This is a genomic window from Acidothermus cellulolyticus 11B (assembly GCF_000015025.1).
Taxonomy (GTDB): domain Bacteria; phylum Actinomycetota; class Actinomycetes; order Acidothermales; family Acidothermaceae; genus Acidothermus; species Acidothermus cellulolyticus.
In genome coordinates, this window is record NC_008578.1 from 1,025,939 (window position 1) to 1,047,357 (window position 21,419).

The window sequence follows — 21,419 nt, forward strand, 5'->3', positions numbered from 1 at the left end:
GCGCCGCGGCCGCCGCACAAGGGCTGTGGACAACGCGCCCGCGGGCGGCCGGATTCAGCTGCACTGTCGCTATGCGCCTCGGTGAGTCCTTAAACGACGAAACGAGTCACGACGTCGGTGCGCTGCCGCCGCGGTTGGCCGGGTACGACGTCAGCGAGCTGGTCGCGATCGGTCGATACGCCGCCGTCTGGCGGGCGCGTACCGCCGTGGGCGACCGGAGTGTTGCGCTCAAGCGACCGCACGCCACCCGCGAGGCGGCAGCCCGCGTTGTCCACGAAGCGGCGATCCTGCGCGCTGCCCGCCACGACCACGTCGTCGCATTCCTCGGCCTGGAACGGGAACCTTGGCGGCAGCCTGCACCCGGCCTGCCGTGCCAGTGCCCGGTGCTCGTGACCGAGTACGCCGAGGGCGGCACCCTGGCCGAGCTGCTGGCGAACCGGATCCGGCTCTCCCCGGCAGAGGTGGTGACCCTCGGTGTGCCGATTGCCCGAGCGCTCGACTTGCTGCGCCGCCGCGGCATCCGGCACGGCGACCTGCGTCCGGCGAACATCGCCTTCACCGCCGACGGCAAGCCCCTGCTCATCGACTTCGGTCATGCGCGGTGGTGCGATGCGCCACAGCGCCGCGGCAGGCGGGGAGAGCGTCGTCCGGGCGTCGCCGGCCCAGATCCCGACGACGTTCGCGCCTTCCTCGATCTGCTGAGGCTCGCGCTGATTGGCGCGCCGCCACCGGAGCCATCGCCGCCCCTCGGCGTGCTGGCCGGGGACATTCCCGAGCCGCTGAGCCGACTTCTGGAGCTGGCCGCCGCCACCGATCCGACCACTCTGGGGCTCGAGACATTCGCTCGTGAACTGCTCGCCGCCTGCACACCCGCGCCGATCACGCTGGTCTCCCGAACGGCGGCGTCGCGCAGCGTCTCGCCGACACCTGAGGAGGCCGGCGAAGCGGCGTCAGCCGGAGCGTCCGTCGCGCCGTCGCCCGGCCGCCGATCACACTGGGCGGTGAAGCTGGCCGGCGCGCATCGGAGGCGCCGGTCTTCTCCCGTCCGTCTGTCATCCACCCGCACAGGCGTGGTGGTGGGCGCTATTGCCGTGCTGGCGGTGGCAGCGCTTGCCGCCTTGGCGCTGGTCCGCACCGGGCATGCCACCGCACGCCCGGCCCAGCTGGAGCCTGCCGACGCGGTGGCCGCGACACCGCAGGAGTCGGGGCACGATCCGGCCCGCGGTTCACCCGAGGGCCCGTCGGTGTCGGCACCGTCCGACGGAATCCCGGCGCGTCAGCCGGCGGACGCCCGAGGTACGCCGGATTGGCCGGGCGTTGTCGCCGAGTTGTACGCACGCCGTGCCCATGCATTGATCAACCGGGATCCCGCGCTGCTTGCCACGGTGTACACACCGACGTCTCCATTGGCGGCCGCAGATGGCGAGACAGTGGCGGGTCTTCGAGCGGTCGGCGCCCGCGTCGAGGGGTTCGCACCTCGCGTCCTCTCCGTGGATGTGATCCAGGCCGATCGGACGACCGCGGTGCTCCGGGTGACCGATCAATTGCCGCCGTACGGCGTGGCGACCAGCGGTGGCCGCCAGGCCAATCCGGGACGCGGCCCGGTGACCCGTCTCATCACCCTCCGCTACGTCGACGGCGAATGGCTGATCGACGCCATCGACTTGGCGGCACCCGTGAATGGGCCGACCGGCTCCTCATGACGGCACGGACCCTGTCGAGAGGGAAGGGGAAGCAGTGCGCGCACCCTCGGCCGCATCGGCCGCAGGAGGTGCGCGGTGGAGGTCAGGCCGTCCGGTGAAGCAGTTCTCCGATGACGGCGCTCGATCCTGGCTGTCGCTTCTTCGGCAGCGCGGTGATTACGGCGCGTCGCCGATCCGCGGCGGCGGTGACCGTGCCGCGGCCGCGCTCTGGGGAGCCTTGCTCTTCGGCGTCGGCGGGCTCGCGGCGCTCTCGGTCACGGTGGTTCCGTACTGGCCGGAGGCTCATCCGCGGGTGTACCAGGCGCTCGGCCTCGGACTCCTCGCGGTGGCCGGCGTTCTCGTCGGCATCCGCCACCACACGGGCCGGGTACTCCGCCACGGGCTGCTCGGCGTCGGCGTCGGCGCCGTCACCGTCGCGGTCTGGGCGGCGGGTCCCGCCCCGCAGTCCGTGCTTCCCGCGCTGTTTTACGCCTTTCCTGCGGTCTACGCGTGCCTTTATCTGCCGAGACGCGTCGCGTTCGGCTACTTGGTCGCCATCGCCGCCGCCTACCTCGGCGCGCTGGCGCTGCACTGGCGTGCGCCGATGGGCGCGCAGTGGGCCATCACCGTAGCCGCGTTCGGCGTACCTCTGCTCATCATCGTCACGTTGATTGACCGGCTCTCGGTGCAAGCCTGGTACGACGCTCTGACCGGCTTGCCGAACCGCCGGCTCGCCGACTTCCTGCTGGCCGCCGAGATGGCGGCAGCGGGACGGCACGGCCGGCCACTCACGATTGCCGTCTGCGATCTCGATGAGCTCAAGCGGATCAACGACACGCGCGGGCATCGGGCGGGGGACCAATTGCTGGCCCGGGCCGGGCGGACGTGGGCGGCCACGCTGCGCGCCGGTGACCTTCTCGCCCGGACCGGTGGGGACGAATTCCTCCTCGTGCTCCCCTCAACCACGGCGGACCAGGCCGCACAGGTGATCGAGCGGATGCGGGCGGCCGCTCCCGACATCACGTTCACCGCAGGCATCGCTACCTGGGACGGCCGGGAGCCCGACTATCGGCTGGTGCATCGGGCGGACGCCGCGCTGTACGCCGCGAAAGCCGAACGGCGCGGCACCACCGGCATCGCGTCAGCCGGCGGAGTGAGCACCGTCATCCGGTTGTAGCGATCAGCGATGGCGCGACGCCTCGCGAGTCGCTGGAAAAATGAACGAGTGGACGTCACCCACCCGCCACACCCCGGCCGATCCCATCAGGCGGCGTCCGGTGACCCGACCCTGACGGTCGCGACGGCGGCCCCATCCGTCGCCACGGGAGCCACCCGACGGGTCCTGCGCGCCGAAGTCTGGCTCGTCTTCGCGCTCAGCCTGGGTGCGAGCGGCGTCGGCGCCCTGCTCAGTCTGATCGACGATCTGACCAAGCGGCGTCCATTGGCCGTGCAGCATGCTGTCCTCAACGGCTCGGTCACCCCGGATCGGCCGTGGTTGGACCTGGCATTCCAGCTTTTTGGCATCGCCACCGGGCTCGTCCCGGTCTTTCTCGTCGCCCACTTTCTGCACCGCAACCGGGAATCCCTGGGCACCCTCGGCATCGACCGGCGTCGTCTCGGTTGGGACGTCGGTTGGGGTGCCGGGCTCGCCGCCGGCGTCGGCGGTGCCGGGCTCGCTCTGTACATCGCGGCGCACGCCGCCGGCATCAATCTGGTCGTCGTACCGACGACGCTCGGGCCGCACTGGTGGCGAATTCCTGTGTTACTGGCATCCGCCGCGCAGAACGGCATCTACGAAGAAACCCTCGTCAGCGGATATCTCCTGCACCGATTACGGCAATTCGGCTGGCGGGACGGGCCGTCGCTCGGACTGGCGGCGGTGCTTCGCGGTTCGTACCACCTCTATCAAGGATTCGGCGGATTTCTCGGGAATTTCGCGATGGGTCTCATTTTCGGCCGGGTCTATCAACGGACCGGGCGCACCCTGCCGCTGATAATCGCCCATGCGCTAATGGACGCCGCTACCTTCGTCGGCTACATTTACCTGGCCGGCAAGGTGTCGTGGCTGCCGCGCTGATCGGTGCCGCGTGTTCGGCGCCATGCGGCGGCGAGAAAATGCGAGGACGGCGCCGGAATTCAGGAACCGGAGGCGACCAACTCGCGGACCGCGGATTCGACGTCCGGGTAACCAAATGTGAACCCGGCATCGAGCAGCCGGCGGGGAATGACCCGCTGACTCACGAGCAGAAGCTGGGCCATCTCGCCGAGCAGGAGGCGCAACGCCGGCGCGGGAACCGAAAGAAGAGCAGGACGGCGCACCGCCCGGGCAATCGCCGCGGTGTACTCGGCGTTCGTCACCGGCTGGGGTGCGGTCAGATTCACCGGCCCCGACAGGTCGGAATCCAGAAGAAAACGCAGCGCGGCGACGTGGTCGGGCCGGGCGATCCAGCTCACCCACTGCCGGCCGGTCCCGAGCCGGGCGCCGAGCCCGAGCCGGAAGAGCGGGAGAACACGCGCCAGTGCCCCGCCACGGGTGGAGAGCACGATCCCGCTGCGGACGTGCACCGTCCGGATACCGGCGAGCCGCGCGGGGGCCGCGGCCTCCTCCCATTCGCGGCAGACGTTGGCAAGAAAATCCGAGCCCGGCGGGCCGTTCTCGTCAGTCTCCCGGTCCCCGGTGTCGCCATACCAGCCGATGGCCGACGCGACAAGGAAAACCCGCGGCGGTGCAGCCAGCCCGGCTAACGTCTCCGCCAATATCCGGGTGGTCTCGACGCGGCTCGCGCGGATTTCGCGTTTGTAGGACGTCGTCCAGAATCGGTCGCCGAGCCCCGCGCCTGACAGGTGCACAACGGCGTCGACGCCGTCCACGACTTTCGGGTCCGGACCGCGGCCGGCCTGCGGGTCCCAACCGACCTCGTCAGCCTGCTGAACAGCCCGGCGTACCAGACGCTGCACGCTGACGCCGTCGGCGCGCAACGACCGGACCAGTGCCGAGCCGATGAGCCCGGAGGCGCCGGAGACAAGGACTCTCATGGTCCGGCTCCCATCAGTGTCCGACGTCCGGCTCGAATCGGCCCTCTTCGAGCCGTGCCCGGACGGTGGCGAGAAAAGCTGCAGCCTCCCCGCCGTCGACCAACCGCTGATCGTACGTGAGGGCGAGGTGGACGATGGACCGAATCGCGATGGTCTCCCCAAGTTCGGGATCGTCGACGACAACCGGGCGTTTGACGACCGCGCCGATGCCCAGCACGCCGACCTGCGGCGGCACGAGAATCGGTGTGTCGAACAGAACCCCATGCCGGCCGGCATTCGTCAGTGTGAACGTGCCGCCGGTGAGCTCGTCCGGCGTGACCCGTCCGGCGCGGGCCCGTTCGGCGAGATCCGCGACTCGTTTCGCCAACCCGGCAAGGCTCAGGTCGCCGGCGTTGTGGATGACCGGGAACAGCAGGCCGCGTTCGGTGTCCACCGCGATGCCGAGATTCTCGATGTCGTGGTAGGTGACGGTGCCTGCGTCCGTGTCAATGCTTGCGTTGAGTTTCGGATGCTGCTTGAGCGCTTCAATTGCCGCAAGGGCGAAAAACGGGAAGAAGGATAACCGGACGCCTTCCCGTGCTTCGAAATCCTTCTTCACCGCGTCGCGAAGCCTGGCAATTTTCGTGACATCGGCTTCGACGACCGCGGTGAGTTGAGCGGATGTCCGCAACGATTCGACCGCGCGGGCGGCAATGACGGCGCGCAACCGCGACAGCGGTTCGGTTCGGCCGCGCAGCTGCGGCGCCGTCGCGGATTGGACGGGTTGCTTCGCATACCGCGCCTCTGCGGCCGCCAGTACATCCTGCTTGCGGATTCGACCGCCGACCCCGGTCCCGGTCAGGCGGGTCAAGTCAACACCGTGTTCGGCCGCCAGGCGCCGAACCAACGGTGTGACATAAGGGGTCTCGGCGCTGGGCGCTTCGGTCGGCTCGGGTGGTGCAGCGGCGGCCGCCCCGGGCTGGCTGGGGATTTCCGGGGGTGCCGCCGGGGGCGGTGCCTCGGCCGGGACCGCGGCCGGGGTCGGGGCCGAGGCTTCCGCCGCAGCCGGAGCCGGCCCGGTCATAGCGCCTGGGGGAGCGGCAGACGGGACGGGAGCCGGAGCTGTCACGGCGCCCGGTGCAGCGGCGGCTGCGTCCGGCGTGGAGGCTGCCGGCGGCGCGGGAGCAGCGGCTGTAGCGGCCTCGGGCGGGGGAGCGGCCGCGCCGTCCGCGTCATCGATGACGGCAAGTTCGGCGCCGACCTGCACGGTTTCGTCTTCGCGGACCCGGATTTCGCGGAGCACACCGGATGCCGGCGCGGGAATTTCGGTGTCCACTTTGTCGGTCGAGACTTCGACGAGGGGTTCGTCGGCGACGACGCGGTCACCGGCCTTCTTCAGCCAGCGGGTGACAGTGCCTTCCGTGACGCTCTCGCCAAGGCGGGGCATGGTGACGACGACCGGCATCGGCTGCTCCTCGACGACATCGACTACACCGTGAACCTTCCCTGCTCACCCGTGCACATGCAACGGTTTCCCAGCCAGCGCAAGATGCGCCTCACCGATCGCCTCGCTCTGCGTCGGATGCGGATGAATGAGCTGGGCGACCTCGCTGGGCAGCGCTTCCCAGTTGTAAATGAGCTGGGCTTCGGCGATGAGCTCACCAACCCGGGAACCGACCGCGTGGATGCCGACCACGGGTCCATCCGGTACGGCGACGACTTTGACGGCGCCGGAGGTCCGCAGGATCTGGCTGCGCCCGTTCCCGGCCAGATCGTAGACGAACGTCTTGACCTCGCCGTATTTCTGCCGTGCCGCAGCCTCGGTGAGCCCCACCGATGCGACCTCGGGCTCGGAGTACGTGATACGGGGAACGCCGTCGTAGTCGATCGGCACCGGTGCGAGATTCCCCAGCCGCTCCGCGACGAGAATCCCTTCGGCGAAACCGACATGCGCAAGCTGGAGGGTGGGAATGAGGTCACCCACGGCGGAGATCGTCGGGACGTTGGTCCGGCAATACTCGTCGACGGTGACGAATCCGCGATCCATGCGCACGCCGGCCTCCTCGTAGCCGAGGCCGGCGGAAACCGGTCCGCGGCCGACCGCCACCAGAAGGTATTCAGCTTCCAGTGTCTTTCCGCCGGCGAGGGTGACCGTCACCCCGGTATCCGTGGTTTTCACGGCCTCAAACCGTGCCCCGAGTTCGAAAGTGATGCCGCGGCGCCGGAACGCACGCTCCAGAAGTTTTGAGCTGTCCTCGTCTTCGGTCGGCAGCAAATGCGGCAACATTTCCACGATGGTGACCTCGGCGCCGAACGACCGCCAAATACTGGCGAATTCGACACCGATGACGCCGCCGCCGAGAATAACGACAGATTTCGGGATGCGGTCGAGGGTGAGGGCGTGGTCGCTGGTGATGACGCGTTCGCCGTCAATCTCCAAACCAGGGAGGCTCTTCGGCTGAGAGCCGGTGGCCAGGATGACGTGCCGGCCCTCGTAACGCCGGCCGTCCACCTCAACCGCGGTCGGGGCGGCGAGCCGACCGCTTCCCTCCACGTAGGTGATCTGACGGCTCTTGATGAGGCCCTGCAAACCCCGCCACAGCCGGTTGACGACACCGTTTTTGTACTGGTGGACCGCGTCGACGTCAATTCCCTCGAATGTGGCCCGCACACCGAAAGTCGCGGCTTCCCGCGCCTGGTCGGCAATTTCCGCGGCGTGCAACAACGCCTTCGTCGGAATGCATCCGCGGTGCAGACACGTGCCGCCTACCTTGTCTTTCTCGACCAGTGCGACACGCATGCCGAGCTCCGCGGCGCGCAGTGCCGCTGCGTACCCACCGCTGCCTCCGCCCAGAATGACCAGGTCGAATACGTCGGACTGTTCAGCCACCGCACAAGCTCCTTCTTTGTGAGCGTCCTCTCAGTGAGCCAAGCGGGCCCCGGAGGCGCCGCGCCAGGCGCTCGAGGTCATCCTCGCACGCGCGCAGGAGACCGAGCGGAGGCACCTGGACGCCGGGCCGCCGGCTCGCCCAGCCGCCGATGACCGGCCGGCCGGGCGGAACCGTCCTCGGCGGCCGAAACCACACGTTCGACGAAACGCACCAAGGTGCGCACCCCGAAACCCGTGCCGCCTCTTGGCGTATAACCAAACGGCTCACCCGTGTTGAACGCGGGCCCGGCGATGTCCAGATGCGCCCAGGGGATCGGGCCGTCGTTGCGTCGTCCAACAAATTCCGCGAGAAAAACCCCGGCGGTCAGCATCCCGCCCAGCGGCTCGCCCATATTCGCGATGTCTGCCACCGGTGATTCCAACGCCTTGCGCAGTTCGCGGGGGAGCGGCATCGGCCAGAGTGCTTCTCCCGCAGCGGCCGCTGCGGCAAGGAGTGCGTCGCGGGTCGGATCGTCATTCGCCATCACCGCACCGACCCTCGTGCCAAGGGCGGTAATCTGCGCGCCGGTCAGCGTGGCGATGTCGACGATGACATCCGGCTGCTCCTCGCTCGCCCGCGCCAGGGCGTCAGCCAGCACCAGCCGGCCTTCCGCGTCGGTATTGAGCACCTCGACCGTGGTCCCGCCGTAGGTCCGCAACACGTCCGACGGTCGTTGTGCTGAACCGGACGGCATGTTCTCGGCAAGCGGCAGCCACGCGACCACGTGCGCGGGCACGTTCAGCCGGGCGACAGCCAGGGTGGCGGCGGCGACGGCGGCCGCGCCGGCCATGTCGGATTTCATCACCGGCATCGAGGCGTTTGCCGGCACCAGCGCCGACGGTTTGAGCGACAGGCCGCCGGAATCGAACGTGATTCCCTTTCCGGCGAGGGCAATGCGACGGCGGGCGCGTGGATGCCGGTATTCAAGCCGGACCAATCGCGGCGGGTGAATCGATCCCTGGCCCACCCCGATGAGGCCGCCGTAACCGCCTTGACGGAGAGCGCGCTCGTCGAGCACCGTGACGTCGAGGCCGAGCTCGGCCGCTTCGGCGTCGACCAGCTCCGCGAAACGCTGCGGAAAGAGATCCGCCGGCGGTGTGTTCACCCAGTCCCGGGCCCGGTTGACCGCGCTCGCGAGCAGTTCCGCGCGGGCGACGGCGCGCCGTACCGAGCCGCTGGACCCGCCTGGCAGCAGGATGATCTCCGGGCTCGGGCGCCGTTGCGCGCGGTAGCGGTCGAACGTGTACGCGCCGAGGAGTGCGCCTTCGGCAATGGCGGCGACGGACGCCGAGTGGTCGGCGTCGCCGTCCGGCAGCGCGAGCGCCACCGAGCGGACCGGCAGATCACGCACGGCAGCCCCGGCGGCTTGGCGAAGGGTCTCAACGCTAACGCCTTGACGGGTGCGATCACCCAGCCCGACGACGACCAGCAGCGGCGCCGTGTAACGGGCAGGGGCCGGCAGCCGGAGACATTCCCCAAGCCGGCCTGTTGCGCCGATCCGGCCAAGCGCCGTGGCAATCTCGGCGGCGTGGGGCGGCTCCGGACCGCCGACGACCACCAAGCGGCCCGCCGACGTCCGCTGCGCACCCACGACGACCGCATCGACGCGAAGCTGATCGGGTGGGGCGGTGAAAAAGCGCAACCGGGGCACGGGCGGATGCTATCCCAGGGGCGACGGCCGGGAGCTCTCCGGCGATGAGTAGCCTCGGCCTGCACCGACGGTGACCGCGCGGTCGTGGACCAGCGGAAGCCGCATCGGCGTGAACCGGCGGAAGCCCCTGCTGAGCGGAGAGGGCACGAGCGTGGTCGAACGGATCGTCTTGGTCGGCATGATGGGCGCCGGTAAATCAACCGTCGGCCGGGCACTTGCCGACCGGCTGAACTGGTCGTACCTCGACAACGACGAGGTGGTCGCGAAGCTCACCGGGTTGCCGACCCGCGAGCTCCTTGCCCAGCGGGGTGTCGCGGGGCTGCGCGCCGCCGAGTCCCGGGCCGTCGACGAGGTGCTCGCCGCCCCACCGCCGTTGGTTGCCGGAGCAGCGGCCGGCATTGTCGAAGACGAGGCGGCGTGCGCCCGGCTGCGGGCCGGCGCGTATGTGGTCTACCTGAGGGCCCGGCTCGAGACCCTCGTCGAGCGGGTCACAGGTACCGACCGGCCTTGGCTGGGCGACGATCCGGCTGGTGCGCTACGGCGGCTGTACGCCGGTCGCGAGCCTCGCTACCAACAACTTGCGCACCTCGTGGTCGACGTCGACGACCGGTCCGCCGACGACGTCGCAACAGCGATCATCAACGCGGCTGGGATCGGCGTAGGCCGCTGACCGTCGGGTGCGACCGCGCGTGCCGGCCCGCCGGGCCGGCTGATCGGGTGCCGGCGTTGCGGCCGGCGCTGGCGCGGTCGGCTAGGGGTGGCGGACGTCCAGGATCAGCAGGGCGGCCACCGTGGCCACCTCGCTGATGGCGCCGAGAACGTCACCGGTCACCCCGCCAAGCCGCCGTACCGCCCAGCGGCGGATCACCCAGCCGGACGCGACAGCAGTCACCACCGCGCCGGCGGCGCGGACCGCCGCAAAGGACGAGCCGGCTTCCGGATCCCAGCGCCCGAAGGCCGCAGCAGCAACGACCAGAGCGGCCGTCCAGCCGACTGCCGTCCACTTCGGGACGCTGCCGGCCGCCATCGCGCCCAATCCGGTGGGACGGGCGGCCGGCGTGCGCGGCGTACACCCCCAGAGCATCGCCACCCGGCCGCTGACCACGGAGATCACGAGCGATTGGGTGCCGTGGTGGGCCCGCACCCCCAGCGTGAGCGCGGCGATCTCGATCACGAGCACGAGGATCAGCGCGGCAGCACCGAGTGACCCCAGGCGGGCATCGGCCATGATCTCCAGGGTCCGGTCGCGAGGGGCCCGGCTTGCCCAGCCGTCGACGGTGTCCGCGAAGCCGTCGAGGTGCAATCCTCCGCTGACCAGCGCAGTCGCGGCTATGGCGAGAGCGGACGCCAAGGTGGCCGTCTCGACCGACGTTCCCGCCCCGGGCAGGTCGTGGATCGGGCTTGTGAACGCGACCCGGGCTGCCAGCAGGACCATCGCGCCGACTGCGGCGACCATCAGTCCGACCACAGGGGCCCAGGCCATGGCGGCGCGGACCTGCCGCCGGTCGGGTGGCGGAACCCGGCCGGCCGGGATGGCGGTGAGCAGGCTGACGGCGAGCCGCAATCCGCCGGGTGATCGGGCGGTCACGGTTCCGCGACCGCATTGGAACGGGTCGCACTGGCCCCCGGTGGGTGGTCGGCGCCGGTCGCCGGAGCCGAATCGTCCCGGCTTGCCCCCGGCGGCGGATACCGGCCGCTTACTCCAGCCGAAGCGAAGGTCGCCATGTGGGTGAGCGTAGCCGCCGCGGCCCGCAGTATCGGGACAGCGAGGAGCGCGCCGGTGCCTTCGCCCAGCCGGAGGCCGACGTCCAGGATCGGCGGAAGTCCGAGCTCGGCAAGCGCGATGGCATGCCCGGGCTCGGTCGACCGGTGACCGGCGACCCACCACCGGCGTGCCCCCGGGGTGAGCCGTTCGGCCAGCAGCGCCGCCGCTCCGGTCACCACGCCGTCGAGCACCACCGGCGTACGACGATCAGCGGCCTCGGCAAGAAAACCAGCCATCGCCGCCAGATCTGCCCCGCCGATCGCCGCGACCAGGCGTACCGGGTCGTCCCGCCATGGCGTGCCCCGGCGAATCGCCGCCGTAACCATTGCGCGCTTGCGGGCGAATGCCTGGTCGTCGACGCCGGTGCCGCGGCCGGTAACCTCGCCGGCGGTCCGCCCGGTGAGGACGCCGATGAGCGCTGCCGCCGGAGTGGTGTTGCCGATCCCCATGTCCCCGGCGATCAGCAGGTCCGTACCCGCGTCGATCTCCTCGTCGGCGATGGCCCGGCCGGCCGCCATCGCCGTCACCGCCGTCTCAACGGGAATCGCGTCGGTGACGTCGATCCGTCCGGAGCCGTTCGCGACGTGCCATCGGCGGACGGCGTCCGGCCAGGGGTGATCCCCGGCGACGGACACGTCGGCAACCCGCAGCCGCACCCCGGCCTGGCTCGCGAGGACGTTGGCCGCCGCACCCCCGGCGAGAAAGTTCGCCACCATCTGCGCGGTGACCGCGGGTGGGTACGCCGAGGCGCCGACCTCAGCAACCCCGTGATCACCAGCGAAGATGACCAGCGTGATCCGGTCGAGCGGGTCCGGCGGGCAGCGGCCTTGGACGCCGCAGAGCCAGATCGCCAGCTCTTCGAGGCGGCCGAGGGATCCTGCCGGCTTGGTCAGCTCCGCTTCCCGGCGGCGGGCCGCTTCGATGGCCGTTACATCAAGGTCAGGCGCCGTCCTCACGGGGTCACGTCACCCTTCTGCCGGTGAGTAAGCTCCGCCCGATGCCGGCAACCATGAAGATCACGTCGTCGCTGTCAGCGGCCAACCGGGCATTCAGCTCGCCGAGCAGGTCGCGGAAGATCCGACCCGACGGGTACGGCGGCACGACACCACAGCCGACCTCATTGCTCACCGCGACGACAACGCCGCGGCACGCTCCCCACGCGGCGGCCAGTTCGTCCATCCGCTCGGCGGCCCTCGACGGCGTCTCGTCCAGGACCCGGGCGAGCCAGACCGTCAGGCAGTCCACCAGAGCAGCCTGGTCAGGCTGCAGGTCCGCCAAGATGTCAGCCACCGCCGTCGTCTCGATGGTCGTCCAGGACGCCGGCCGGCGTCGGCGGTGGTCTGCGATCCGAGCCGACCACTCCGGGTCGGTGCCGTCGTCCGCCGCGGTCGCGACGTACTGGACGTGGCTCCGGTCGGCGAGCAACCGCTCGGCGTACCGGGACTTGCCGGACCGCACCCCGCCGAGAACGAGGACCCGTCGGCTCATGGTCCGCATTCTCGGCCTGCCTCCGGCGCCGACCCTGCCGGCCGGCGCGCGTCGGGAGGGAACGGCGTGCCGGGCTCCGGTCCGTTGCCGGGGAACGAGGTGACGGGCTCCGGCCGGTCGGCGGGGAGCGGGGTGACGCTGACCGTCGCGTCGAACGCCGCCCGCCGAGCTGCTCGTCGCAGCGCTGCGAGCACCGGGCGGCCGGCGACCGCGACCAGCAGGGCGTTGGCCGCGGCCCGTGGGATGTCGAAGCCGAGCGACGTGGCGACGTAGAACGCCATGAAGTGGCGCAGCTCGGTCAGCGGATCCGCGCCCGGAACATAGCTGATCCCTGCAGCAAGTCCGGTGGTCTGCAGCGGCCAGAACCACAGGTCCATGACCGCGCCGTACGCCAGACCGGCGCATGCGCCGTATCCGGCGAGCATGGCGATCTCCGGCCATCTCCCGTGCCACCGCCGCGGCACCGGCAGGCATCCCGCTCCGAGCCCCACCCAGCCGGCAGCGATCATCTGGAAGGGCAGCCACGGCCCGACCCCGCCGGTGAGCAGTGCGCTTGCGAACAACGTCAGGACGCCGAGGCAGAATCCGAATCCGGCGCCGAGCGCCCGGCCCGCCGGCATCAGGAGGAAGAACACCGGCGACGCACCGGTGATCTCACCGCCGAACGGCCGCAACGCCGCACCGCACCCGGCGAGCACCCCGAGGATGGCGATTGCCTTGGCATCCAGCCGCCCGTCGGCGAACTCGGCTAGCACGACCGCCAGCACGGCGGGCAGTACGGTCAGGAAGATCCACGGCGCGTCACCGGCATGCGCGGCATTGGGGGAGGCGTGCGGCGGGGTCGCCGCGAGGAACGGCCAGCCGAACGCCAGGACACCGACTGCGCTCGCCAGCAGGAGGGCGACGGCTGACCGGGGGCGCAACGCCAGGGGCCGCCGCGCTCGGCGCCGCAGCGGCACGCGCCGTGCTCGGTTCCGCAGCAGGACGGTCTGGATCATCGGCTGCCTGCCAACGCTGCGGCGACGTCCGCCACCGTTAGCCACGGCAGCGGGTGGAGAATGCGGGCCACCTGCGGAGCGAACGCTGGTGTCGCGGTGACCACGCTCGCGGTCGGGCCGTCCGCCACGACCTCACCCTCCGCGAGGACGACCGTGCGGGTCGCCACCTCCGCGGCGAGTTCGACGTCGTGGGTCGCCAGCAGGATCGCCGTCCCGGAGCGGGCGAGGGTTCGGAGGAGGGCGGCGAGCCGTGCCTTCGCGGTGTAGTCAAGACCCCGGGTCGGCTCGTCGAGGGCGAGGACCCGCGGCCGCCGGGACAGGACCACCGCCAAGGCGACGGCGAGTTGTTCACCCTCGGACAGGTCGCGCGGATGGCGGTGTGGCTCGATGTCAGGGGCGATGGTCTGGAGGGTGGACAGGCCGTCGGGGAGGTCGGCCAGCTCCCCGGCGACGGTGTCGGCATAGAACAGATCGCTCGGTTCATGCGGGACGAAGCCCACGCACCGCACGAGCCCGCCCGCCGACAGTCGGTGTGGTGCTGCGCCGCAGACTCGGACGTCCCCGCGCCACGGCACCGCAAGCCCGGCGATGTGCGCGAGGAGCGTGGTTTTCCCGGCGCCGTTCCGGCCCATCACCGCGACAATCTCACCGGCGTCCACCTGAATCGTGACGTCACGGAGCGCCGGTCTCCCGTCATATCCGGCGGTCAGTCTCCGGACGTCGACCACCGGATCAGGGGTGGGTCGTCCCAACCCGTCGTGATGAGCGGTCGGTTCGGAGCGTGCGGCCGGCGACCGGTGGGTGCCGTTCGCCGCAGCCGCGGTCAGGGTGGCGAGGCGATCGCGAAGCTGTTCGGCGTGTCGTCGGGCGTCCCGGATCGAGAGGGGCACCGGATGCCATCCGGCGAGCCGGGCCAGGTGGACGACCGGCGGGGCCAGCGGGGAGACGGCCATCGCCGCGGCCGGCGATTCGGCGACGACGCGGCCGTCACCGGGCAGGAGCAGGATGCGGTCGGCGTACTGAACGATCCGTTCCAACCGGTGCTCGGCCACCAGCACGGTCATCCCGAGGTCGTGCACCAGCCGGGTGAGGACGGCCAGCACCTCTTCGGCTGCCGGCGGGTCCAGCGCCGACGTCGGCTCGTCGAGGACGAGAATCCGCGGCCCCGCCGTGAGCACGGCGCCGATGGCGACGCGTTGCTGCTCGCCGCCGGAAAGGTCGCCGAGCCGGCGGGACCGCAGCGCGGAGAGGTCCAGGAGATCGAGGATGTCTTCCACCCGACGGCGCATCGTGGCCGGCGGCACACCTAGCCACTCCATGGCGTAGGCGAGCTCGTCCTCGACCGTGTCGGTGACGAAACCGGCCGCCGGGTCCTGGCCGACGTAACCGACGATGTCGGCGAGCTCGCGGGGCGGGTGATCCCTGGTGTCCCGCCCTGCGACGATCACTCGGCCGGCGAGGTGCCCACCGGTGAAGTGCGGGACGAGACCGTTGACCGCACGCAGCAGCGTCGACTTGCCCGACCCCGTGCCGCCGACCACCAGGGTGAGCTCTCCCTCGGGGATCGCGAGAGTGACGCCGTCGAGGACCGGCCGGTCGGTCTCCGGGTACCGGAACGTCACTCGATCGAAGGTGATCACTTGCCCTCCCGGCTGGGCCGGCCGGTCCGTGCACGAGTGCGGCGCATGTCCGGCGTCGTATGCGCGATTACGACGGGGATCGCCGCGGCCAGAATGCCGGCCACGGCGATCCCTGGCGTCGCCGGCAGCACCGGCGGATATCCCGTCGGGTTGAGCGCGGCTGCGTCGATGTGACCGGCGCTGATCACACCAGCGGCGGCTGCGGAGCCGGCCGCCGCCACGATCCAGGAGGCTGGGGTCCACTGGGGCGGCCGGTAGCGGGTGCGGACGGCGTCGGCCCGTCCGGCGAGCACGGCGAGGGCGGCGAGGAGCGCACCGCCGGCGGCCAGCGGAAGTCCGACGCCGCCCGGGGTGCCTGGCGTGAGGAGGGCGTACGACGCGGCGGCCGTAGCGAGCAGGCCCACGACAAGGCCGGCGGTGACAAGCCGCCGCCGCCACCGCGGCGCGGATCCCCGCCGGCCAAAGCCGCGGGCGTCCATCGCTGCGGCCAAGTTGATCGATCGCTCGAGTGCACCATGCAGGACAGGCAGCGCCGAACGGACCCAGCTGACCAACCCGCGGTCCGGTTCGCCGCGCAAGCGTCGGGCCCGCCGGACTCGGCGGGCGGCCGTCGCAAGTTCCGGGGCCACTGACAGGGCGACGGCGACGGCTACGCCCATCTCATAGAGCGCGGCCGGCAGCAGCCGCAGCAGCGACCGCGGATCGGCGATCGCCACAGCGGCACCGATCGCGAGGATCAGCGCGGCGAACTGGAGTGCGCCGTACAACGCGTTGAGCAGCGCCTCGACGGTGACCGGCCCGCCGATGTGCAGGCCGACGAGGAAATCGGGCACGGGCACCTGCGGGAGCGCCACGACGACATGCCCGGGGAGGCCTGACGTGAAGATCACGGCTAGCGCCATGCGGAGTGCGACGACAACCGTCGCCAGGCGGAGGAAGAACCCGAAGAGCCGGGTGTGGGCCCGTACGGCGGCGACATATCCGGTGACCGCGAGGATGAGGCTGAGCAGGATCGGATTGGTGGTGCGGCTGGCCGCTACCGCGAGCCCGGTTGCCCAGATCCACCACGCCCCGGGGTGGAGCCCGTCACGCGGTTGGGTGACCGGCCCGGTTCGTTCGGCACGTTTGCGGTTGGCGGCGGTGACGCCGGCTCGGCCCGGTGCGACCGTGCTCATCGGTTGCCTCGCCGACGATTGATCGCCGTCCATGCCCCAGCCGAGCCGAGGAGGACGGCGGCTGCTCCCGCGATCACGGTTGCCGGGTCCACGCCGCCGGTATGCGCTGTCGCTGGATGTGCCGCCGTGGTCGGGACCGACGGTGTGGTACTCGGGTCGCTGGTTGCCGACGGCTGCGCGCCGCCGGAGGCTCCTGTCGCCGGCAGGGCCTCGCTCGGGGTGCTCTGCTGCGGCCGGCTGCCCTCGGTCGGCGGCGCGGTTGCCGCCGGCACGGTCGATGCAGCCGTCCCAGTGCTCGGCGTCCGACTTGGTGGGGCGGCGGACGCCGACGCCGACGCCGATGTCGTACCGGCCGCGACTGGCGACCGGCTGACCGAGACCGCGGGTGCGCATTCGCTGCGAGGGTATCCGTCGATGCCGCAGATGAGCCCGGAGGAACCGATCCGTACGTTGTCCTGGCCCACGGCGGCGACGAGGACGTCGGCGCCGGTCTGCCCCTGCCGTACCGTGACGCATTTCGTGATCACACGTGCCGGAGGGGTCTCCCCGGGCGGGGCATCCGACGGCGTCCCGAAGTCGATGACGATGCCGACGGAGATGAGGTCCGGCGCGGTCGGCGATGGGCAGATCAGCTGACTCGGGGGGACGCGGGGCGTCAGCGGGGTGTCGACCGCGCCTTGGACGCCGAAGCGCCAGCCCTGCACCTCGCCGTTGACGGGATGCTCGGCGGCCGGCCCGCGCTGGGCGTACACCCACCTGCCGTTCTCGGCGAGGTAGTACGCCCAGTACCGGTAGGCGGTGTCCGCCCGGACCGGACCGGCGGTGCCGACGACGGCCGCTGCCGCGGCCCCGCCGAGGCTTGCCAGTGTCCAGAGCGCGAGGGCCACCGCCGCCCTGGCGGAGCGGCGGCGGCCGGCTTCGCGTCCTGGACCCGTCATCACGAGCGGCTGCGGCGTGGGCGACGAGCGCTGAGGACGAGCGCGGTTCCCAATGCGAGCAGCACCACCCCGGCTGCGGCGACCGGCAGGTCGACGCGCGAACCGGTCATCGGCAGGGTCGCCGGGGTTGCGGTCGGCCGCGGGGTCGCCGAGGCACTGGCGCTCGGGGTTGGGGTCGCTGTCGCTGGGGCTGATCGTTCGGTGGCGAGCAGGGCAGCGACGAGGTCAACGCCGCCGAAGTTCCGCGGGTTGGTACCCGTTGCGGCGGCGACGAGGAGCAGGGTGCCGACCGCTCCGGGCGACGTCGTGCCGTTGCTGGTGATGTAGCTCCGCGCGTTCGTCTGCAGGGCGGCAAGCCCCTCCTGGACTGCGGCTGCCCCCTGCCCGGCGGCGATCAAGTCCAGGAGGGCGTTCGCGGTGGTCGTCCAGTCGGTGCCGCTGCCGAACGCGGACGGGATCGCGCCGTGCGTGGCCGTGAGCCGGTTCGCGAGATAGCCGATGGCGTCGGCTGCCGCGGTCGCGGCGTCGGTGCTCGGGACACACGCCGGTACGGCGGCGGCCGGGGTAGCGGCCGGGACCGGAAGCGCCTTGCCGAGGAGGCCCAAGACGGCCTGGACCGTCGCGTAGTCATTGGCCGCCAGCGGGGTCTCCGGCTGGTAGTCGAAGGCACCAGCGCCGCTCCCCGCCGTACAAGGAACCTGTATCGAGCGGAGGAAGTCGATGCCGTTCTTGCCGTTCTTCGTGATTGACGTGGGGTCGATGCCGGCCGCAGCGAAGGTACTGAGGGCGAGTCCCGTCGAGTTGGCGTCTGAAGCCGGCGTGCCGAAGGCGGCGCTCGCATAGAACCCACCGTCGGCGAGCTGGAAGTTGGCGAGCGCATGGGCGGCCGCTGTTCCGGCAGCGGTCTTGCCGGCTGCGATGAGGGCCATTGCGGCGAGCGCGGTTGCGTTGGAGTCTTCCTTGCTCGTCTGGCACGGCACGGTCGGGTCGGGTCGGTACGCGGTGAAGGCGCCGTCCGCGCACTGCTGGCCGAGCAGCCAGTCGATGGCGGCCGCATCCGGGTGTTGGCCGGCGGCGATGAGTCCGAGGACGGCGAGACCCTGCCGGTAGACGCCGTCGTACGTCGGGTCCGCCGAGCCGAAGAGGCCCGTGTCGGACGATGCGGCGGTGGCAGGGGCGGTGACAGCAAGCGGGGCGATCGCGGCCAGGACAGCTGCGACGCCGGCACGGCGAAGCGTACGGATCATGTAATCCTCTCCGGTTCTGGCTGCGAGGCCGGTCCCGGAGATGAGACCCGGAGATAACGAACCCCACGCGTTCGCGTGGGGCTGCTCCGGGTGTTCCCGGCTCCGCCCCGCAGACCACGACGGTTGTCAGGAGCCTCTCCGCGCCCGGCAGGTACTCCGGCTCGCCGCGGACAGCGCCGCGGCCTACGGTTGCGGGTCAGCGCCGGACTTTGACCGGCTTCCCCTGCACGTTCGGGCGCGTATGAAGGTGTTGCCGCGTTGAGCAAATCACGCCGACCCTCGGCGGGTCAACGCGGGGTCGGCAGGTTGCGCCGGGTGCGACATCGGCCGGCGGTTCCAGGCAGCCCGACAGGAGCCTGAGGTGCACAGGTACGCCGCAGCGCGAGCCCCACGGTGGGGGCCGGCCGGTGCGCTGCAGCCTCGGGTCGCACGTAACCGACGCCCTGCCAGTAAGGTGATCGTCCGTGGAGTGGGTCTGGCGTTACGCCGACGCGCGGGGCGAACCGGTCGGAGATCCGCCGATGTCAGCAGAGTTCGCCAGCCAGTCGGACGCCGAAAGCTGGCTGGGGGAGGAGTGGCGGAACCTGTTGGCCGCCGGGGTGGCACAGGTCACCTTGCTGTACGACGGCGAGGTCGTCTACGGGCCGATGAGCCTGGAACCTCCCCCCTGACAGCACCGCCTGGTATGCGCCCGCGCCGCTCTCGCCGCGCTGGGCTGCTGGTATGCCGCCGCCGCGCCCCGCTTGCCAGGGCTGCAGGTCATCACGGGCGTCTCGGCAGCTGCGCGGTTTGCTTGGGGTCGCGCTCGATGACCGGATCGAGAATCTCATCGATCCGCGCAAGGAGGTCCTTTTCTAATTTCACGCCGCTTGCTTTGACGTTCGCGTGAATTTGCTCCGGGCGGCTGGCGCCGATGATGGCGGACGAAACAAGGGGATTCTGCAAAACCCAGGCGAGCGCGAGGGTCGCCATATCCAACCCCGCTTCCGCGGCCAGCGGCCGCAGGCGTTGCACCCGGGAAAGGACATCGTCGCGCAACCACCGGGAAATGAACGTCGCGCCGCCTTTCTCATCGGTGGCCCGCGACCCCGGCGGCGGCGGCTGACCTGGTGCGTATTTTCCGGTCAGGACTCCTTGCGCAAGCGGAGAGAAGACGATCTGGCCGATTCCCTCTTTCTTCGCCAACGGCAGAATTTCGGCTTCGATGACGCGCCACAGCATGTTGTACTGCGGCTGGTTCGACACGATGCGGTCGAAACCCATGTCGTCGGCGATGCGCAGGGCATCGGCAATTTGACCGGCCGTCCATTCGCTCACGCCGACGTAGAGAACCTTGCCTTGCCGGACCAAATCGTCAAAGGCGCGCAGGGTTTCTTCCAGCGGGGTCTCGACGTCGTACCGATGCGCCTGGTAGAGGTCGAGATAGTCGGTGCGCAGCCGGCGCAGTGAGGCGTGGCAGCTTTCGATGATGTGTTTGCGGGAGAGGCCGCGGTCATTCGGGCCCGGGCCGGTCGGCCAGAACACTTTGGTTGCCAGCTCGTAGGACTCGCGACGGACGCCGGCGAGCGCTTTGCCAAGGACCTCCTCCGCGCGCGTGCCGGCGTACACGTCCGCGGTGTCAAACGTGGTGATGCCGGCGTCGAGAGCGGCGTGGACACAAGCGATTGCCGTATCGGCGTCGATTTGCGCGCCGTGGGTGAGCCAATTCCCGTATGCGATCTCTGAGACCATGAGGCCGCTGCGGCCCAGATGACGAAACTCCATACGCCGGACCTTATCGGGACGACGGCGCCGGGCCTCGCGGTGACCTCGGCGGGCTTCCGGGCCTCGCGGTGACCTCGGCGGGCTTCCGGGCCTCGCGGTGACCTCGGCGGGTCGCGGGGACTGGCGGTGACCTCGGCTGGTCACTGGGCCGTCCGGATGCCCGCTAGACCTTCTCGCCGCGGCGGACCCGTGGCGCCGGGATCCGGGCACGGCGCAGCTGCATGGCGCGCAGGACGGCGTACATGCCGAGCCCGCGAAGCGGCTCTCCAGGAAAGCGGGCTGCCGCGGCACGTCGTACCGCCCAGGCAAGGAAGATCGAATCGAAGATGATTGCGAAGATCAGTGCGTAGAGCAGGAGGGCCGCAAAGTATCGAATCAGCGGCGACGGCACGTTGAGCAGAATGATCAGCGGCAAGCCGAGCGGGAGGAAGAGTCCCGCAAGGTTGCGCCGGGCGTCGACGTAGTCCCGGGCGAACCGCCGGACCGGACCCCGGTCCCGTGCGGGCAGCGCGCTCTCCTCGCCTCGCCGCATCGCCTCCCGCCGCGCGTAAAGCTCGGCACGGCTCGGTCGCGATCCCCGCGTCGCACGTTCGATGAACGGGACGCGCCGCGCGGCCTCGGCTTCGCGGCGCTTGCGGGTCGGCCGGCCCTTGCCGCTGCTCGGTTGGGTTGCCTCAGACGACGCCGGCACCGCACCGGGCTGATCGGCCGCGGTGCCGTTCGCAGTGCTCCGTCGGAACACGCGCCTCAGCGTAGCGGGACAGCGGCTGCGGCTGCGCAGCCACCGCGCCCTGGACAGGCAGGAGGGCCCATTGGGCCGGGCGGGGGCGGGCGCAATGGGCCAGGCAGGGGGCCGCGATGGGCCGGGCAGGGGCGGGCGAAGCCGACGACCGGCGGCCGATACCGACCACGCAGCGGCGGGCGAAGCCGACGACCGGCGGCCGAAACCGACCACGCAGCGGCGGGCGAACGCGGGAGCCAACCGCGCGCATGGAACGCCGGGTGTCCGCAGATCGTCGGATAGAGCAGACCGCCGTCGGCGTCCGCGCCTAGGCTGTGATGCATACGCTGGAGGTGCGTTCGTGCTCGGCGGCGCGATCGGTCGCCCGGGAGAAGAGGAGTCGGC

The 21,419-nt window shown here is 70.9% G+C and carries 19 protein-coding genes and 1 riboswitch; of the genes, 5 read left to right on the top strand and 14 right to left on the bottom strand.

Annotated features, from left to right (window positions below):
* The first annotated feature begins 71 nt into the window (after window positions 1-71).
* The 3 genes from ACEL_RS04810 (at window position 72) to ACEL_RS04820 (ending at window position 3,759) form a co-directional block, all read left to right on the top strand.
* A complete protein-coding gene (locus tag ACEL_RS04810) occupies window positions 72-1,703 on the top strand; it encodes a serine/threonine-protein kinase (RefSeq protein WP_011719767.1) in 1,632 nt (543 codons plus the stop codon).
* A 94-nt stretch (window positions 1,704-1,797) separates the two neighbouring features.
* On the top strand, window positions 1,798-2,859 hold the full coding sequence (locus tag ACEL_RS11435) for a GGDEF domain-containing protein (protein WP_011719768.1): 1,062 nt from the start codon (window positions 1,798-1,800) through the stop codon (window positions 2,857-2,859).
* Between the two features lie 9 nt (window positions 2,860-2,868).
* The gene (locus ACEL_RS04820) at window positions 2,869-3,759 is read left to right on the top strand and encodes a CPBP family intramembrane glutamic endopeptidase (protein WP_011719769.1); all 891 of its coding nucleotides are present in this window, start codon (window positions 2,869-2,871) and stop codon (window positions 3,757-3,759) included.
* Between the two features lie 59 nt (window positions 3,760-3,818).
* Here the strand turns inward: ACEL_RS04820 and ACEL_RS04825 are convergent, their stop codons facing one another.
* The 4 genes from ACEL_RS04825 to ACEL_RS04840 form a co-directional block, all read right to left on the bottom strand.
* Entirely contained in the window at window positions 3,819-4,718 is a 900-nt protein-coding gene (locus tag ACEL_RS04825; protein ID WP_011719770.1) for a TIGR01777 family oxidoreductase, read from the bottom strand.
* A gap of 13 nt (window positions 4,719-4,731) precedes the next feature.
* Complete coding sequence (locus tag ACEL_RS04830) at window positions 4,732-6,162, bottom strand: 2-oxo acid dehydrogenase subunit E2 (RefSeq protein ID WP_011719771.1); 1,431 nt, start codon at window positions 6,160-6,162, stop codon at window positions 4,732-4,734.
* Window positions 6,163-6,207: 45 nt separating this feature from the next.
* Window positions 6,208-7,587: a dihydrolipoyl dehydrogenase gene (gene lpdA / locus ACEL_RS04835; protein WP_011719772.1), complete on the bottom strand. Its 1,380-nt coding sequence runs from the start codon at window positions 7,585-7,587 to the stop codon at window positions 6,208-6,210.
* A gap of 77 nt (window positions 7,588-7,664) precedes the next feature.
* A complete protein-coding gene (locus ACEL_RS04840) occupies window positions 7,665-9,278 on the bottom strand; it encodes a leucyl aminopeptidase (RefSeq protein ID WP_011719773.1) in 1,614 nt (537 codons plus the stop codon).
* A 109-nt stretch (window positions 9,279-9,387) separates the two neighbouring features.
* Between ACEL_RS04840 and ACEL_RS04845 the strand changes: the two genes are divergently transcribed.
* Window positions 9,388-9,948, top strand: a complete 561-nt coding sequence (locus ACEL_RS04845) for a shikimate kinase (RefSeq protein WP_148204540.1) — start codon at window positions 9,388-9,390, stop codon at window positions 9,946-9,948.
* An 81-nt stretch (window positions 9,949-10,029) separates the two neighbouring features.
* Here the strand turns inward: ACEL_RS04845 and ACEL_RS04850 are convergent, their stop codons facing one another.
* From ACEL_RS04850 to ACEL_RS04885, 8 genes are read right to left on the bottom strand one after another with little or no spacing between them, the layout of a single operon-like run.
* Window positions 10,030-10,866 (bottom strand): adenosylcobinamide-GDP ribazoletransferase, encoded by an 837-nt coding sequence (locus ACEL_RS04850; RefSeq protein ID WP_011719775.1) that lies wholly within the window; start codon window positions 10,864-10,866, stop codon window positions 10,030-10,032.
* Complete coding sequence (cobT, locus tag ACEL_RS04855) at window positions 10,863-11,999, bottom strand: nicotinate-nucleotide--dimethylbenzimidazole phosphoribosyltransferase (RefSeq protein ID WP_011719776.1); 1,137 nt, start codon at window positions 11,997-11,999, stop codon at window positions 10,863-10,865. The genes ACEL_RS04850 and cobT overlap by 4 nt, the downstream gene beginning before the upstream one ends.
* 4 nt (window positions 12,000-12,003) lie before the next feature.
* The gene (cobU, locus tag ACEL_RS04860) at window positions 12,004-12,531 is read right to left on the bottom strand and encodes a bifunctional adenosylcobinamide kinase/adenosylcobinamide-phosphate guanylyltransferase (protein ID WP_011719777.1); all 528 of its coding nucleotides are present in this window, start codon (window positions 12,529-12,531) and stop codon (window positions 12,004-12,006) included.
* Window positions 12,528-13,529 carry an ECF transporter S component gene (locus ACEL_RS04865; RefSeq protein WP_011719778.1) on the bottom strand — a complete coding sequence of 334 codons (1,002 nt, stop codon included), beginning with the start codon at window positions 13,527-13,529 and terminating at the stop codon, window positions 12,528-12,530. The genes cobU and ACEL_RS04865 overlap by 4 nt, the downstream gene beginning before the upstream one ends.
* A complete protein-coding gene (locus ACEL_RS04870) occupies window positions 13,526-15,169 on the bottom strand; it encodes an ABC transporter ATP-binding protein (RefSeq protein WP_011719779.1) in 1,644 nt (547 codons plus the stop codon). Before ACEL_RS04870 ends, ACEL_RS04865 begins: the two co-directional genes overlap by 4 nt.
* Window positions 15,166-16,344 (bottom strand): energy-coupling factor transporter transmembrane component T family protein, encoded by a 1,179-nt coding sequence (locus tag ACEL_RS04875; RefSeq protein WP_011719780.1) that lies wholly within the window; start codon window positions 16,342-16,344, stop codon window positions 15,166-15,168. The genes ACEL_RS04870 and ACEL_RS04875 overlap by 4 nt, the downstream gene beginning before the upstream one ends.
* Window positions 16,341-17,282, bottom strand: a complete 942-nt coding sequence (locus tag ACEL_RS12250) for an SCO2322 family protein (RefSeq protein ID WP_169303191.1) — start codon at window positions 17,280-17,282, stop codon at window positions 16,341-16,343. The genes ACEL_RS04875 and ACEL_RS12250 overlap by 4 nt, the downstream gene beginning before the upstream one ends.
* On the bottom strand, window positions 17,282-18,529 hold the full coding sequence (locus ACEL_RS04885; RefSeq protein ID WP_011719782.1) for a prenyltransferase/squalene oxidase repeat-containing protein: 1,248 nt from the start codon (window positions 18,527-18,529) through the stop codon (window positions 17,282-17,284). Before ACEL_RS04885 ends, ACEL_RS12250 begins: the two co-directional genes overlap by 1 nt.
* 129 nt (window positions 18,530-18,658) lie before the next feature.
* Window positions 18,659-18,800: riboswitch (cobalamin riboswitch) on the bottom strand.
* A 193-nt stretch (window positions 18,801-18,993) separates the two neighbouring features.
* On the opposite strand from ACEL_RS04885, the gene ACEL_RS04890 reads away from it, so the two are divergent.
* Complete coding sequence (locus ACEL_RS04890; RefSeq protein WP_011719783.1) at window positions 18,994-19,200, top strand: hypothetical protein; 207 nt, start codon at window positions 18,994-18,996, stop codon at window positions 19,198-19,200.
* A gap of 91 nt (window positions 19,201-19,291) precedes the next feature.
* Here the strand turns inward: ACEL_RS04890 and ACEL_RS04895 are convergent, their stop codons facing one another.
* Window positions 19,292-20,293, bottom strand: coding sequence for an aldo/keto reductase family protein (locus ACEL_RS04895; RefSeq protein WP_011719784.1), 1,002 nt, complete (start codon window positions 20,291-20,293; stop codon window positions 19,292-19,294).
* Window positions 20,294-20,456: 163 nt separating this feature from the next.
* Complete coding sequence (locus ACEL_RS12255; RefSeq protein ID WP_011719785.1) at window positions 20,457-21,035, bottom strand: DUF3043 domain-containing protein; 579 nt, start codon at window positions 21,033-21,035, stop codon at window positions 20,457-20,459.
* Window positions 21,036-21,419 lie beyond the last annotated feature (384 nt).

What these genes read in the sequence shown, in the direction of transcription:
- ACEL_RS04885 (WP_011719782.1), bottom strand. Translation starts at nt 18,529, where the DNA reads ATGATCCGTACGCTTCGCCGTGCCGGCGTCGCAGCTGTCCTGGCCGCG.
- ACEL_RS04830 (WP_011719771.1), bottom strand. Translation starts at nt 6,162, where the DNA reads ATGCCGGTCGTCGTCACCATGCCCCGCCTTGGCGAGAGCGTCACGGAA.
- ACEL_RS04875 (WP_011719780.1), bottom strand. Translation starts at nt 16,344, where the DNA reads ATGAGCACGGTCGCACCGGGCCGAGCCGGCGTCACCGCCGCCAACCGC.
- ACEL_RS04895 (WP_011719784.1), bottom strand. Translation starts at nt 20,293, where the DNA reads ATGGAGTTTCGTCATCTGGGCCGCAGCGGCCTCATGGTCTCAGAGATC.
- ACEL_RS12250 (WP_169303191.1), bottom strand. Translation starts at nt 17,282, where the DNA reads ATGACGGGTCCAGGACGCGAAGCCGGCCGCCGCCGCTCCGCCAGGGCG.
- ACEL_RS04825 (WP_011719770.1), bottom strand. Translation starts at nt 4,718, where the DNA reads ATGAGAGTCCTTGTCTCCGGCGCCTCCGGGCTCATCGGCTCGGCACTG.
- ACEL_RS04820 (WP_011719769.1), top strand. Translation starts at nt 2,869, where the DNA reads ATGGCGCGACGCCTCGCGAGTCGCTGGAAAAATGAACGAGTGGACGTC.
- ACEL_RS04865 (WP_011719778.1), bottom strand. Translation starts at nt 13,529, where the DNA reads ATGATCCAGACCGTCCTGCTGCGGAACCGAGCACGGCGCGTGCCGCTG.
- ACEL_RS04810 (WP_011719767.1), top strand. Translation starts at nt 72, where the DNA reads ATGCGCCTCGGTGAGTCCTTAAACGACGAAACGAGTCACGACGTCGGT.
- cobU (WP_011719777.1), bottom strand. Translation starts at nt 12,531, where the DNA reads ATGAGCCGACGGGTCCTCGTTCTCGGCGGGGTGCGGTCCGGCAAGTCC.